This window comes from Nocardia sp. NPDC052566 (genome assembly GCF_044547285.1).
Classification (GTDB): domain Bacteria; phylum Actinomycetota; class Actinomycetes; order Mycobacteriales; family Mycobacteriaceae; genus Nocardia.
Genome location: NZ_JBIUAF010000008.1, coordinates 92648 through 109594, shown reverse-complemented (window position 1 = coordinate 109594; position 16947 = coordinate 92648). Strand labels below are relative to the sequence as shown.

At 68.7% G+C, this 16947-nt stretch carries 1 protein-coding gene (running past one end of the window); it reads left to right on the top strand.

Translation table 11 applies throughout. The features are described 5' to 3' along the window. A protein-coding gene (locus ACIG5A_RS38890; protein WP_397249666.1) for a non-ribosomal peptide synthase/polyketide synthase crosses the window boundary here: on the top strand, positions 1-16947 show its end. The gene continues 33450 nt to the left of window position 1, outside the view; only the last 16947 of its 50397 coding nucleotides appear in the window; the start codon falls outside the window, past its left edge; its stop codon occupies positions 16945-16947.

Sequence of the window (16947 nt, the reverse complement as noted above, 5' to 3'; positions counted from 1 at the left end):
CTGCTGCGTCTGCCCGAGATCACCGCGGCGGCCGTGCTCGCGCACACCGACCCGAATATCGGTGACCGCCTCGTGGCCTACGTCGTGCCCGCCGCGGGTGCGCTGGACAAGCGCCAGCTGCAGTCGGCGCTGTCGGCCGAATTGCCGTCGTACATGGTGCCCACGGTCTTCCTGGAGCTGCCCGCGCTGCCGCTGAACGCCAACGGCAAGCTCGATCGCAAGGCGCTGCCGGAGCCCACCGTCGAGAAGGCGGTCTTCCGCGCGCCGGTCACCCCGATCGAGCAGATCGTGGCGAACACCTTCGCCGAGGTGCTGCGCATCGCGGATCGCGAGGGCGCCAAGCGGATCGGTCTCGACGACGACTTCTTCGCCTGGGGCGGTAACTCGCTGCTGGCGACCCAGGTCGCGGCGCGCCTCGGCGAGGCGCTCGACACCCGGGTGCCGGTGCGCCTGCTGTTCGAGGCGTCCACCGTCGCGGCGCTCGCCGTGCGGGTGGAGCAGCACGCCGGTGCCGGCGGCCGCAGGGAACTGGTGGCCGCGCCACGGCCGCAACACATTCCGCTGTCGCTCGCGCAGCAGCGCATGTGGTTCCTCAACCGCTTCGACACCCAGTCGGCCGCCTACAACGTGCCGATCGCGGTGCGGCTCACCGGCGATCTCGATGTCAGCGCGCTGCGCGCCGCCATCGCGGACCTGGTGAGCAGGCACGAGATCCTGCGCACCGTCTACCCGCAGACGGATGCCGGTCCGGTGCAGGTGATCCTGCCGCCCGCGCAAGCCGTGCCCGAGCTCGACGTGCGGGTGGTCTCGCCCGCGGAGATCGAATCCGCCGTGGTGGCACTGACATCGACGATCTTCGACGTCACCACCGAGGTGCCGCTGCGGGTCGCGCTGTTCCAGATCGGTCAGCGTGCCGACGACACGGTCGAATACGTGCTCGCACTGGTCATCCACCACATCTCCGGTGACGGCTCGTCGGTCGGCCCGCTGACCCGCGACCTGATGATCGCCTACGCCGCGCGCTCGGCCGGTGAGGCCCCGAACTGGGCGCCGCTGGAGGTGCAGTACGCGGACTACAGCATCTGGCAGCGCGCGCTGCTCGGCAGCGAGGACGATCCGGAATCGCTGGCGTCCAAGCAGGTTGCCTACTGGCAGCAGGCGCTTGCCGAGCTGCCGGATCAGCTGGATCTGCCGTCGGATCGTCCGCGTCCCGCCGTGCAGTCCTTCGCCGGTGGCAAGGTCGAGATCGGCATCGACGCGGCCACGCACCAGGCGCTCATCGAGCTGGCCCGCACCGAGGGCGCGACGCTGTTCATGGTCGTGCACACCGCGCTGGCCGTGCTGCTCGCGCGGTTGTCGGGCACCGAGGACATCGCGATCGGCACGCCGATGGCGGGCCGCGGCGAGGCCGTGCTGGACGACCTGATCGGTATGTTCGTGAACACCTTGGTGTTCCGCACGCAGGTCGAGCCGAGTGAATCGTTCACCGAGCTGCTCGCCCGGCAGCGTGAGACCGATATCCAGGCGTTCGCCAACGCGGACGTGCCATTCGAGCGCCTGGTCGAGGTGCTCAACCCGGTGCGTTCGACGGCGCGGCATCCGCTGTTCCAGGTGGGCCTGTCGTTCCAGAACCTGGCCCAGAGCGCGCTGGAGCTGCCGGGTCTCACGGTGGCCGGGCTCGATATCGACACCAAGCTGTCGCAGTTCGATCTGCACTTGATCGCCACCGATCGCTACGGCGACGCGGGGGAGCCCGAGGGCATCACCGGCTTCTTCACCTATGCCGCCGACATGTTCGACCGGGATACGGTGCAGGGCTTCGTCGATCGGTTCACCCGCCTGCTCGGCGAGATCATCGCCGCGCCGCGCACCGCCGTCGGCGATATCGAGCTGCTCGCTCCCGCCGAGCGGTCCGAGCTGCTGGTACGCCGCAATGCGACCGCGTACGAGGTGGATTCGTCCGCAACACTGGTCTCCCTGCTCGATGCCAGCGTCGCGGCCGATCCGAAGGAGGTGGCGCTGGTCACCGACGACGGGACCCAGCTCACCTACGGCGAGCTGGATGCCAGGGTGAATCGCCTTGCCAGGCATCTGATCTCGGTCGGTGTCGGCCCGGAGTCGCGGGTCGCGCTCGCGCTGCGCCGCTCGGTGGATCTGGTCGTCGCGATGTACGCGGTGGCCAAGTCCGGTGGCGCATACGTGCCTGTCGATCCGGATCAGCCCGCCGAGCGTACGAGCTACATCCTGGAGACCGCGGCGCCGGTCTGCGTGCTGACCAACGCGGAAGCGGCCTTCGATACCGCTGTCGCCCCGGTGATCTCGCTCGACGAGCTCGCGCTCGACGGCACGGCGGCGACGCCGGTCACCGATGCGGAGCGGATCGCGCCGCTGCGTCCGGAGCACACCGCGTACGTGATCTTCACCTCCGGCTCCACCGGCCGCCCCAAGGGCGTCGCGGTGCCGCACGGTGCGATCGCGAATCAGTTGCAGTGGAAGATGGTGGAATTCGGGCTCGATGCCGCGGATGCGGTGTTGCTCAAGACCGCGGCCACCTTCGACCTTTCGGTGTGGGAGTTCTGGTCGGCCGCCGTCTGCGGTGGCCGACTCGTCATCGCCGCACCGGACGGGCACCGCGACCCGGCGTACCTCAACGAGCTGATGGCCCGCGAATGGGTGACCACCCTGCATGTGGTGCCGTCCATGCTCGACGCGCTGCTCGCCGACGGCCTGCCGGATTCGCTGTGGCGTGTCCTCGCGATCGGTGAGGCGCTGCCCGGTGCGCTGGCGCAGCGGTTCGTGCGCGATCAGTCGCGCACCGAGCTGTTCAACCTGTACGGTCCGACCGAGGCGGCGGTGTCGATCACCAGCCACCGTGTCACCGCACGGGATCAGGCGTCGGTCTCCATCGGTGCGCCGGAGTGGAACAGCCAGGTGTACGTGCTCGACGCGCGACTCAACCCGGTTCCGGCCGGTGTCGCGGGTGAGCTCTACCTCGCGGGTGCGCAGCTGGCACGTGGCTACTTCGGCCGTGCCGACCTGACCGCGGATCGCTTCGTGGCCAACCCCTTCCAGCCCGGCGTCCGCATGTACCGCACGGGTGACCTTGTCGCTTGGAACGCCACCGGTGAGCTGGAGTACCAGGGCCGCACCGACTTCCAGGTGAAGATTCGTGGTTTCCGTATCGAGCTCGGTGAGATCGAGGCGGCGCTGCTCGCGCTGCCGCAGATCGCGCAGACCGCGGTGCTGGCCAAGTCCGATCCGAAGATCGGCGATCGTCTGGTCGCCTATCTGGTGCCGTCGGACGGCACTGTCGATGTGGCGCAGGTGAAGTCGGCGCTGAGCGCCGGTTTGCCGTCGTACATGGTGCCCTCGGCGTTCGTGGTGCTGGACGCGCTGCCGCTCAACGTGAACGGCAAACTGGATCGAAAGGCGTTGCCGGAGCCCGAGTTCGAGGCGCAGGCCTTCCGCGCCCCGGCCACGCCGATCGAAGAGATCGTGGCCGGTGTGTTCGCCGAGGTGCTCGGTGCGGAGCGGGTCGGCGCCGATGACGACTTCTTCGCCCTCGGCGGTAACTCGTTGCTGGCCACCCAGGTCGCGGCCCGCATCGGCACGGCACTGGATTCCCAGGTGCCGGTGCGCGCGCTGTTCGAGGCGTCGACCGTCGCCGGTCTCGCGGTGAAGGTGGAGCAGCACGCCGGTGGCGGTGGCCGCGCCGCGCTGGTCGCCGGTCCGCGTCCGGAGCGGATCCCGCTGTCGCTGGCGCAGCAGCGGATGTGGTTCCTCAACCAGTTCTCCGCCGGAGTGCAGGGCGCGGAGTCGGCGGCCTACAACGTGCCGGTCGCGGTGCGTCTGACCGGTGGGTTGAATGTCGGTGCGCTGCAGGAGGCGATCGCGGATCTGGTGGCCCGCCACGAGATCCTGCGCACGGTCTACCCGCAGACCGAGGACGGCGGCGCCGTGCAGGTGATCCTGCCCGCGGCGCAGGCCGTGCCGACGATCGCGGTGCGCACCATCGCGCCGCAGGACATCGAGTCGACGGTGGCGGGACTGGTCTCGACCGTCTTCGACGTCACCACCGAGGTGCCGGTCCGCATCGAGGTGTTCCAGCTCGACGGCGCCGCGGACGACTACGTGCTCGCCATGGTCATCCACCACATCTCGGGCGACGGTTCGTCGGTGGCCCCGATGACTCGGGATCTGATGATCGCCTACGCCGCGCGCTCAGCGGGCGAGGCTCCGAACTGGGCCCCGCTCCCGGTGCAGTACGCGGACTACAGCATCTGGCAGCGTGAGCTGCTCGGCAGCGAGGACGATCCGGAGTCGTTGTCGTCCAAGCAGGTTGCGTACTGGCAGCAGGCTTTGGCGGATCTGCCGGATCAGCTCGACCTGCCGTCGGATCGTCCGCGTCCCGCGACACAGTCCTTCGCCGGTGGCAAGGTCGATGTCCGCATCGACGCCGAATTGCACCGTGCGCTCACCGAATTGGCGCGTGCCGAGGGCGCGACGCTGTTCATGGTCGTGCACACCGCGCTGGCGGTGCTGCTGTCGCGCCTGTCCGGCGCGGACGACATCGCCATCGGCACGCCGATGGCGGGTCGTGGCGAGGCCGTGCTCGACGACCTGATCGGTATGTTCGTGAACACCTTGGTGTTCCGCACCCGCATCGACGGCGGTCAGGCATTCGCGGATCTGCTCGCGCGGCAACGGGAAACCGATATCCAGGCGTTCGCCAACGCGGACGTGCCGTTCGAACGACTGGTCGACGTGCTCAACCCGGTGCGTTCCACGGCGCGGCATCCGCTGTTCCAGGTGGGCCTGTCGTTCCAGAACCTCGCGCAGACCGCGCTGGAACTGCCCGGCCTCACCGTGGCGGGCCTCGACTTCGAGACCCACCTGTCGCAGTTCGACCTGCACCTGATCGTGGCCGACAGCTACGACGAGGCGGGCCGCCCCGCCGGCCTCGGCGGCTACTTCACCTACGCCACCGACCTGTTCGACCGGGCGACGGTCGAGGGCTTCGTCGACCGGTTCCTGCGGGTGCTGCGCGAAGTCAGCGCCGCGCCGCGCACGCTGGTCGGCGAGATCGAGGTGCTCGACGCCGCCGAGCGCCGCCGGGTGGTCACCGAGTGGAACGCCACCGCGCACGAGATCGCCTCGGGCACACTGGTTTCGCTGCTCGACGCCGCGGCCGCGGCCACGCCGGACGCGATCGCCTTGGTCGGCGAGTCAGAGACGCTGGCCCACCCGTCGCCCGACCACCACCCCTCATCGAGTCGCTTCGCGACGCTGACCTACGCCGAGCTCGATGCCAGGGTGAATCGCCTGGCGCGTTACCTGATCGGTCGTGGCGTGGGCCCGGAGGATCGGGTCGCGCTGGCGATCCGTCGTTCGATCGATCTGGTTGTCGCGATGTACGCGGTCGCGAAATCCGGTGCGGCGTATGTGCCGATCGATCCCGATCAGCCCGCCGAGCGGACCGACTACGTCCTGGCCACCGCGGCGCCGGTCTGCGTGCTGACCAACGCGGAGACGGAATTCGCAACCGCTGTCGCACCGGTGATCGGAATCGATGAACTGGATCTGTCGGCGTACTCGGCGTCCGCGATCGGTGACGTCGAACGGGTTGCGCCGCTGCTGCCGGGCAATACCGCGTACGTGATCTTCACGTCGGGTTCGACCGGCCGGCCGAAGGGTGTCGCGGTGCCGCACGCGGCGATCGTGAACCAGTTGCTGTGGAAGACGGCCGAATTCGGTATCGGTGCCGAGGACGCGGTGCTGCTGAAGACCGCGGCGACGTTCGACCTTTCGGTGTGGGAGTTCTGGACGGCCGTGGTGTCCGGTGGCCGCCTGGTGATCGCGGCGGCCGACGGCCACCGTGATCCGGCGTACCTGAACGAGCTGATGCGCAGCACCGGCGTCACCACGCTGCATGTGGTGCCATCGATGCTGGATGCGTTGGTCACCGAATCCGGTGGTGCACTGCGGAGTTCGCTGCGGCGGGTGCTCGCGATCGGTGAGGCGCTGCCCGGCGCGGTCGCGCAGCGGTTCCGGCGCGACAACGCCGCGGAGCTGTTCAACCTGTACGGTCCGACCGAGGCGGCGGTGTCGATCACCAGCCATGCGGTGACCGATGCCGACCAGGTGTCGGTGTCGATCGGTGCGCCGGAGTGGAACAGCCAGGTGTACGTGCTGGATGCGCGTTTGAACCCGGCGCCCATCGGTGTCGCGGGTGAGCTCTACCTCGCGGGTGCGCAGCTGGCACGTGGCTACTTCGGTCGTGCGGATCTGACCGCGGATCGGTTCGTGGCCAACCCGTTCCAGCCTGGTGCGCGGATGTACCGCACGGGTGACCTCGTTTCCTGGAATGCCGCCGGTGAGCTGGAGTACCAGGGCCGTACCGACTTCCAGGTGAAGATTCGTGGTTTCCGTATCGAGCTCGGTGAGATCGAGGCGGCGCTGTTGGCGTTGCCGCAGATCGCGCAGACCGCGGTGCTGGCCAAGTCGGATCCGAAGATCGGCGATCGTCTGGTCGCCTATCTGGTGCCGTCGGACGGCACTGTCGATGTGGCGCAGGTGAAGTCGGCGCTGAGCGCCGGTTTGCCGTCGTACATGGTGCCCTCGGCGTTCGTCGTGCTCGATGCGCTGCCGTTGAATGCGAACGGCAAGCTGGATCGGAAGGCGTTGCCGGAGCCGGAGTTCGAGGTGCAGGCCTTCCGTGCGCCGTCGACCCCGATCGAGGAGATCGTGGCCGGTGTGTTCGCCGACGTGCTCGGCATCGAGCGGGTCGGCGCGAACGACGACTTCTTCGCGCTCGGCGGTAACTCGCTGCTGGCGACCCAGGTCGTCGCACGGATCGGTGCGGCGCTGGACTCGCGGGTGCCGGTGCGTGCGCTGTTCGAGGCGTCCACGGTCGCCGGGCTCGCGGTGAAGGCCGAGGAGCATGCCGGTGCCGGTGGTCGTAAGGCTTTGGTGGCAGGTCCGCGCCCCGACTCGATTCCGCTGTCGCTGGCGCAGCAGCGCATGTGGTTCCTCAACCGTTTCGACACCCAGTCGGCGGCTTACAACGTGCCGATCGCGGTCCGCCTCACCGGCGAGCTGAATATCGGTGCGCTGCAACAGGCGATCGCGGATCTGGTGGCCCGCCACGAGATCCTGCGCACGGTCTACCCGCAGACTGCGGATGGAACCGCTGTGCAGGTGATCCTGCCCGCGGCGCAGGCCGTGCCGCAGGTGGCGGTGCGCGCGCTGGCGTCGCAGGATATCGAGGCGACGATCGCGGCCCTGGTGTCGACGGTCTTCGATGTCACCACCGAGGTGCCGGTCCGCATCGAGCTGTTCCAGCTCGACGGCGCCGAGAACGACTATGTGCTGGCGATGGTCGTGCACCACATCTCCGGCGACGGTTCGTCGGTCGGCCCGCTGACCCGCGACCTGATGATCGCCTACGCGGCACGCTCGGCCGATGCGGCTCCGAACTGGGCGCCGTTGCCTGTGCAGTACGCGGACTACAGCATCTGGCAGCGTGAGCTGCTCGGTAGCGATGAGGATCCAGAGTCGTTGTCGTCCAAGCAGGTTGCCTACTGGCAGCAGGCGCTGGCGGATCTGCCGGATCAGCTGGATCTGCCGTCGGATCGTCCGCGTCCCGCCGTGCAGTCCTTCGCCGGTGGCAAGGTCGACATCACCATTGATGCCGCGACGCATCAGGCATTGATCGAATTGGCGCGTGCCGAGGGTGCGACGCTGTTCATGGTCGTGCACACGGCGCTCGCGGTGTTGCTGTCGCGTCTGTCGGGTACCGACGACATTGCGATCGGTACGCCGATGGCGGGTCGTGGCGAGGCTGTTCTCGACGATTTGATCGGCATGTTCGTGAACACGCTGGTGTTCCGTACGAAGGTCGATGGCGGGCAGCCGTTCGCGGATCTGCTTGCGCAGCAGCGGGAGACCGATATTCAGGCGTTCGCGAATGCGGATGTGCCGTTCGAGCGGCTGGTCGAGGTGCTCAACCCGGTGCGTTCGACGGCGCGGCATCCGCTGTTCCAGGTGGGTATGTCGTTCCAGAACCTCGCTCAGAGCGCTTTGGAGCTGCCGGGCCTGACGGTGGCCGGGCTCGATATCGACGCCCACGTATCGCAGTTCGATCTGCACCTCATCGTGGCCGACGGCTACGACGAGGCAGGCGCCCCGGCCGGTGTCAACGGCTTCTTCACCTATGCCACCGATATGTTCGATCAGGCGACGGTGCAGGGCTTCGCCGATCGGTTCGCGCGCCTGCTCGGCGAAATCATCGCCGCACCGCGCGCTCTGGTCGGCGATATCGATGTGCTCGCCGCCGCGGAGCGGGCCGAGCTCGTCGCCGAGCGCAATGCGACCGCGTACGAGGTGGATTCGTCCGCCACGCTGGTGTCGCTGCTCGATGCCGGAGTCGCCGCCGATCCGAAGGCCGTGGCGCTGGTCACCGACGACGGCGCTCAGCTGACCTATGGCGAGCTGGATGCCAGGGTGAATCGTCTTGCCAGGCATCTGATTTCGCTGGGTGTCGGCCCGGAGTCGCGGGTGGCGCTCGCCTTGCGTCGTTCGGTGGATTTGATCGTGGCGATGTACGCGGTGGCGAAGTCCGGTGGCGTGTATGTGCCGGTGGATCCGGATCAGCCCGCCGAGCGTACGAGCTACATCCTGGAGACCGCGGCGCCGGTCTGCGTGCTGACCAACGCGGAAGCGGAGTTCACCACTGCCGCAGCGCCGTTGGTGCGCATCGATGAGCTGGTGCTCGACGATGTCGATCAGACGCCGATCGCGGATGCGGAGCGGATCGCGCCGCTGCGTCCGGAGCACACCGCGTACGTGATCTTCACCTCCGGCTCCACCGGCCGCCCCAAGGGCGTCGCGGTGCCGCACGGTGCGATCGCGAATCAGTTGCAGTGGAAGATGGTGGAATTCGGGCTCGATGCCGCGGATGCGGTGTTGCTCAAGACCGCGGCCACCTTCGACCTTTCGGTGTGGGAGTTCTGGTCGGCCGCCGTCTGCGGTGGTCGTCTGGTGATCGCCGCACCGGACGGGCACCGGGATCCGGCGTACCTCAACGAGCTGATGGCCCGTGAGTGGGTGACCACCCTGCATGTGGTGCCGTCCATGCTCGATGCGCTGCTGAGCACCGGCGAGCTGCCGGATTCGCTGTGGCGAGTGCTGGCTATCGGTGAGGCGCTGCCCGGTGCACTGGCGCAGCGGTTCCTCGAGGCCAATCCGCGTACCGAGCTGTTCAACCTCTACGGTCCGACCGAGGCGGCGGTGTCGATCACCAGCCACCGTGTCACCGCACGGGATCAGGTGTCGGTGTCGATCGGTGCGCCGGAGTGGAACAGCCAGGTCTTCGTGCTGGATGCGCGTTTGAACCCGGTTCCGGCGGGTGTCGCGGGTGAGCTCTACCTTGCGGGTGCTCAGCTGGCACGCGGCTACTTCGGTCGTGCGGATCTGACCGCGGATCGCTTTGTCGCCAACCCGTTCCAGCCTGGTGCGCGGATGTACCGCACGGGTGACCTCGTCGCTTGGAACGCCGATGGTGAACTGGATTACCGCGGGCGTACCGACTTCCAGGTGAAGGTCCGTGGTTTCCGTATCGAGCTCGGTGAGATCGAGGCGGCGCTGTTGGCGTTGCCGCAGATCGCGCAGACCGCGGTGCTGGCGAAGTCGGATCCGAAGATCGGCGATCGTCTGGTCGCCTATCTGGTGCCGGTCGACGCGTCGGCCTCCGCCGATGCGGCGGATTCGGTGGACATCGTGCAGGTGAAGTCGGCGCTCGCCGCCGGGTTGCCGTCGTACATGGTGCCCTCGGCGTTCGTCGTGCTCGATGCGCTGCCGCTCAACGTGAACGGCAAGCTCGATCGAAAGGCGTTGCCGGAGCCGGAGTTCGAGGCCCAGGCCTTCCGTGCGCCGTCGACCCCGATCGAGGAGATCGTGGCGGGAGTGTTCGCCGATGTCCTCGGCATCGAACGGGTCGGCGCCGACGACGACTTCTTCGCGCTCGGCGGCAACTCGCTGCTGGCCACCCAGGTCGCGGCGCGTCTCGGCGCGGCGCTGGACTCTCGGGTACCGGTGCGTTTGCTGTTCGAGGCATCGACGGTCGCCGCACTGGCCGTGCGTGCGGAGCAGCACGGCGCGGGTGCGCGTAAGGCCCTGGTGGCCGGTCCGCGTCCGGAGCGGATTCCGCTGTCGCTGGCGCAGCAGCGGATGTGGTTCCTCAACCAGTTCTCCGCCGGAGTGCAGGGCGCGGAGTCGGCGGCCTACAACGTGCCGTTCGCGGTGCGCCTCACCGGCGAGCTGAATATCGGTGCGCTGCAACAGGCGATCGCCGATTTGGTGGCCCGCCACGAGATCTTGCGCACGGTCTACCCGCAGATCGAGGACGGCGATGCCGTGCAGGTGATCCTGCCCGCCGCGCAGGCCGTGCCGCAGGTGGCGGTGCGCGCGCTGGCGTCGCAGGACATCGAGGCGACGATCGCGGCCCTGGTCTCGACCGTTTTCGATGTCACCACCGAGGTGCCGGTCCGCATCGAGCTGTTCCGCCTCGACGGTGCCGAGAACGACTATGTGCTGGCGATGGTCGTGCACCACATCTCCGGCGACGGTTCGTCGGTCGCGCCGATGACTCGGGATCTGATGATCGCCTACGCCGCGCGCTCGGCCGGTGAAGCGCCCAATTGGGCGCCGCTGGAAGTGCAGTACGCGGACTACAGCATCTGGCAGCGTGAGCTGCTCGGTAGCGAAGATGATCCGGAGTCGTTGTCGTCCAAGCAGGTTGCGTATTGGCAGCAGGCTTTGGCGGATCTGCCGGATCAGTTGGATCTGCCGTCGGATCGCCCGCGCCCTGCGGCGCAGTCCTTCGTCGGCGGCAAGGTCGACGTGCGGGTCGACGCCGAATTGCACCGTGCGCTGGCCGAATTGGCGCGTGCCGAGGGCGCGACGCTGTTCATGGTCGTGCACACCGCGCTCGCGGTGCTGCTGTCGCGTCTGTCGGGTACCGATGACATCGCCATCGGCACGCCGATGGCGGGTCGTGGTGAGGCTGTTCTCGATGATCTGATCGGCATGTTCGTGAACACGTTGGTGTTCCGCACTCAGGTCGATGGCGGCCAGCCGTTCTCCGAGCTGCTCGCGCGTCAGCGGGAGACCGACATTCAGGCGTTCGCGAATGCGGATGTACCGTTCGAGCGGCTGGTCGAGGTGCTCAACCCGGTGCGTTCGACGGCGCGGCATCCGCTGTTCCAGGTGGGCCTTTCGTTCCAGAACCTCGGTCAGAGCGCATTGGAACTGCCAGGTCTGACCGTTGGTGGCCTGGAGTTCGAGACCCATCTGTCGCAGTTCGATCTGCACCTGATCGTGGCCGACGGCTACGACGAGGCGGGTGCCCCGGCCGGTGTCAACGGCTACTTCACCTATGCCACCGACATGTTCGATCAGGCGACGGTGCAGGGCTTCGCGGATCGGTTCCTGCGGGTGCTGCGCGAAATCACCACCGCGCCACGCACTCCGGTCGGCGAGATCGAGGTGCTCGACGCCGCCGAGCGCGCGCTGGTCGTCACCGAATGGAACGCCACGGCGCACGAGGTCGCACCGGCCACGCTGGTATCGCTGCTCGATGCCACCGTCGCCGCGACCCCGAACGCGGTCGCGCTCGTCGGCGACGAAGCGGAGACGCTGGCCCACCCGTCGCCCGACCACCACCCCTCATCGAGTCGCTTCGCGACGCTGACCTACGCCGAGCTCGATGCCAGGGTGAATCGCCTGGCGCGTTACCTGATCGGTCGTGGCGTGGGCCCGGAGGATCGGGTCGCGCTGGCGATCCGTCGTTCGATCGATCTGGTTGTCGCGATGTACGCGGTCGCGAAGTCCGGTGCGGCGTATGTGCCGATCGATCCCGATCAGGCGGCCGAGCGGACCGAGTACATCCTCGATACCGCGGCACCGGTCTGCGTGCTGACCACCGGTCGCGACGAGTTCACGGTCGAGACCGTCGATACGGTCGAGATCGATGCGCTCGACCTGTCGGGCTACGCGGGCACCGTGATCGACGATGCCGAACGGGTGTCGCCGCTGCGGCCGGGCAATACCGCGTACGTGATCTTCACGTCGGGTTCGACCGGCCGCCCGAAGGGTGTCGCGGTGCCGCACGCGGCGATCGCCAACCAGTTGCGCTGGAAGACGGCGGAATTCGGCCTCGCCGCGCAGGACGCGGTGCTGCTCAAGACGGCGGCGACCTTCGACCTCTCGGTGTGGGAGTTCTGGTCGGCCGCGGTATCCGGTGGCCGCCTGGTCGTCGCCACCGCGGACGGGCATCGGGATCCGGCGTACCTCAACGCGCTGATGCTGCGCGAAGCGGTGACCACCCTGCACGTGGTTCCGTCGATGCTGGATGCGCTGATGACCGAATCCGGTGGCGCGCTGACGAGTTCGCTGCGCAGAGTGCTCGCCATCGGTGAGGCGCTGCCCGCGGCGACGGCGCAGCGGTTCCGCGGCAACAACGCGGCGCGACTGTTCAACCTGTACGGTCCGACCGAGGCCGCGGTGTCGATCACCAATCACGCGGTGCGCGATGCCGATCAGGTGTCGGTGTCGATCGGTGCGCCGGAATGGAACAGCCAGGTGTACGTGCTGGATGCGCGCCTGCGGCCGGTTCCGGTCGGTGTCTCGGGTGAGCTGTACCTTGCCGGTGCGCAGCTGGCGCGCGGCTACTACGGCAGGGTCGACCTCACCGCGGATCGGTTCGTGGCCAACCCGTTCCAGTCGGGCGCGCGGATGTACCGCACGGGTGACCTCGTCGCCTGGAACGCCGACGGTGAGCTGGATTACCGTGGCCGCACCGACTTCCAGGTGAAGATCCGCGGTTTCCGTATCGAGCTCGGTGAGATCGAGGCCGCGCTGCTGCGCCAGCCGGATATCGACGCCGCGGCCGTTGTCGCGCACAGCGATCCGAACCTCGGCGACCGCCTCGTCGGCTACGTCGTCGGATCCGCTGCCCTCGACACCAAAGAGCTGGCGGCCCGGATCGGTGCCGAATTGCCGTCCTACATGGTGCCTTCGGTGTTCATGCGGCTGGATGCGCTGCCGCTGAACGCCAACGGCAAGCTGGACCGCAAGGCGCTGCCGCAGCCGGCCTTCGAGCAGGCGGAGTTCCGCGCACCGGTCACCGCGACCGAGCAGATCGTGGCGAACGTGTTCGCCGATGTGCTCGGTGTCGAGCGGATCGGCGCGGACGACGACTTCTTCGCCCTCGGTGGTAACAGCATCCTGTCGATCCAGCTCGTCTCGCGGGCGAAGGCGCAGGGCGTGCTGTTCCGAGTGCGCGACGTCTTCGATCAGCGCAGCGTCGCCGGACTCGCCGCGGTCGCCACCTCGGCGGTCGAGCCCGCGCAGCGGATGGCCGAACTGGCCGGCGGTGGCATCGGTGCGCTGCCGCTGCCGCCATCGGTTGCCGCGTTGATCGCCGGCAACGGTTCCTACCGGCGGGTTGCGCAGTCCACCGTGCTGCGGCTGCCGCACACCATCGATCGGCACGTGCTGCTGACCGTTGCCGGTGCGGTGGTCGATCACCACGACGCGCTGCGCGCCAAGCTGCGCGGGACCGACGGCGAATGGTTCCTCGATGTGCTCGCACCGGGCGAGATCGCCATCGAGGAACTGGTGCGCGAAGTGCCGATCGATCCGGCCATCGACGACGCGGAACTGTCGCGGATCGTCGAGGCCGCGACCACCGCCGCGGCGGATCGCCTCGATCCGGCGGCGGGCGTGCTCGCGCAGTTCGTCCGGCTCAGCTTCGACGATCGGGAGCGCAGCGACCTGCTGCTCGTTGTCGCGCACGAGTTCGCGGTCGACCGCGCCTCGCTGCGCATCCTCGGCTCCGACCTGGCCGAGGCCTGGTCGCAGCTGATGGCCGGGCTGCCGATCGCGCTGCCCGTCGTCGGCACCTCGCTGCGTCGCTGGGCGCACAGCCTGGCCGAGGCCGCGGCCACTCGCGAGGCCGAACTCGGCTACTGGCAACAGGTTTCGGCGACCGACGAGTCGCAGCTCGGTGGCTGGCCCGTCGATACGGCCACCGAGGTCGAGCGGATCGCGGTCACCGTGCCCGCCGATGTCACGATGGCGGTATTGAGCACCGTGCCGCAGCGCTACCACGGCGTGGTCACCGACGGGCTGCTCTCGGCGCTGGCCATGGCGGTCGTCCGCTGGCGCGGCGGCGAAGCGGCGCTGGTCAGGATCGACGGCGACGCCCGTGCCGATGCCACCGCGCGTGGCGCGCGGCTCGCGCGCACCGTCGGCGCCTTCACCAGCGCCTACCCGGTGCGGCTCGACCTGGCGGGCGCCGATCTCGGCGACGCCTTCGACGGTGGTGACGCACTGCGCGGCATCGTCAAGTCGATCAAGGAACAGCTGCTCGCGGTGCCGGATCACGGCGTCGGCTACGGGCTGCTCGGACTGCCCGCCGCTGGCCGGATCCGGTTCCGGTACCTGACCCCGCTGCCCGCGGGTGACCAGGCATGGGCGCGGGTTGCCGGTATCGCCGACGGAGTCACCGGGCAGGCGGGCGCCGAGCTCGATATCGTCGCGAGCGTTGTCGGTGGCCGGTTGCGCACCGAGTTCGCCTTCCCGTCGGGAGTGCTTGCCGCGCAGCAGGTTCAGGAGTTCGCCGACCTGTGGGTCGCCGCGCTCGGTGCGTTGGCGCAGCATGCGCAGCGTCCAGGCGCCGGTGGCTTCACGCCGTCGGATATGCCGCTGGTGCGGGTCGCGCAGACCGATATCGAGCAGTGGGAGCGCGAATTCCCGGCACTGAACGAGGTGTGGCCGCTCTCGCCGCTGCAGTCCGGTCTGCTGTTCCAGGCGCTGATGAGCACCTCGACCGTCGATGCCTACGTCCAGCACTCGGTGGTCGACCTCGGCGGCGTCGTCGACGCCGAACGCCTGCGCGCGGCCGCGCAGGGGATCATCGACCGCTACCCGAACCTGCGCACCGCATTCGTCACCGATTCCGGTGGGCAGGCCGTGCAGGTCGTGCTCGACCGCGTCGAGGTGCCGTGGCGCGAGGTGGATCTGACCGACCTGCCCGAGCAGGCGCGAATTCCGGAGCTGCGCAGGCAGGTCGACGCCGACCAGGCGACGAACTTCGATATGGCGGCGCCGCCGCTGGTGCGGTTCACGCTGTTCCGCACCGACGCGGCGCAGTGGCACCTGGTGATCACCAGCCACCACATCCTGCTGGACGGCTGGTCGTTGCCGCTGGTCCTGCGTGACCTGCTGGTGCTGTACACGGTGCGCGGTGATCAGACGGCGCTGCCCGAGATCGACTCCTACCGTGAGTTCCTCGGCTGGCTCGCCGACCGGGACATGGCCGAGTCGCTACAGACCTGGGAGCGTGTGCTTTCCGGCGTCAGCGAACCGACCGTGCTCGCACCGCAACAGCGTTCGGCGCAGACGTTCGACACCGCGAAGCTGGCCACCGAGGTCGACGTCGATCGCACGCGGATGCTCATCAAGCACTGCGCCGAGCTCGGCATCACGGTGAACACGATGGTGCAGGCCGCCTGGGGCATCCTGATCGGCAGGCTCATCGGCCGCGACGACGTGGTGTTCGGCGCCACGGTGTCCGGCAGGCCCGCCGAGCTGCCCGGTATCGAGTCGATGGTCGGCCTGTTCATCAACACGCTGCCGGTGCGGATTCGCATCGACGAGCGCTCGACGGTCGACGATCTGCTGAAGACGGTGCAGCGTGAGCAGGCCGATCTGCTCGATCACCACTACGTCGGGCTCACCGATATCCAGCGGATCGCCGGCGCCGGTGCGCAGTTCGACACGCTGCTGGTGTTCGAGTCTTACCCGATCGACAAGGCCGCCATCGAGGCGGTCAGCTCGATCGACGGTATGACGGTGACCGGTGTCGGCCTCGACGGTTCGACGCACTACCCGCTCGCGCTGACGGTGACCGCCGAGTCGACGCTGCAAATCGGGATGGAGTACCAGCTCAGCCGGTTCACCGAGGACGAGGTGCGAACCCTCGGTGCGCGACTGGTGCGGGTGCTCGACGCGCTGGTCGGCGATCCCGCCGGTTTGGTCGGCGACATCGACATACTCGATGCCGCCGAGCGGGCCCGCCTGCTGGCCGAATCCGGGATCGCGGCAACGGCTTCGGCGCCGGAGCCGGCGGGCCGGGTCGGTGCTCGCACGGTCGCCAAGGCGCTCGCCGAGGTGGTCGAGGCGGATCCGCAGGCGCCCGCGCTGCTCGCCGACGGTGCCGAGATCGCCTACCACGTGCTGGATCGGCGCTCCTCGCAGCTGGCGCGGGTGCTCATCGAACGCGGTGCGGGCCCCGGCGATATCGTCGCGGTGGCGCTGCCGCGCTCGGTGGACGCGGTGGTCGCCGCGTGGGCCGTGCAGAAGGCGGGTGCGGCCTGCCTGTTCGCCGGTGGGCTCAGCGCCGCCGAGATCGCCTCCGCCGGTGCCGGATTCGGCATCACCGCCGAGCCGATGGCGGGCGACGCGGTGCGCTGGCTGGTGTCCTCGGACCCGGTGGTGCAGGCCGAATTGGCCGCCGCGCCAACCCATCCGGTGTCCTACGCCGATCGGGTCCGCCCGCTCGGCGAGGAACACCCGGCGTTCGTGGTGCTGAGCACCGACGGCGTCACCGCACTCGGCCAGGCCGAGGCACTCGACCGCGCCGAACAGCTGCGCGAGGAGTACGGCATCGACTACGAGTCGACCACGTACACCACCGCGGCCGCGGGCCGGGCAGCCCTGCTCGAGTTCCTCGCCTCCGCCACCGCGGGCGCCCTCTCGGTCCTGCCCACCGACGCCGAGATCGCCGACGACCTCGCCGACGGCGAAGTAACCCACTGGTTCGTCACCCCCACCGAACCGACGGCCGCCGCCGACGAGGAAACCCGCATCATCATCGCGGAGTAG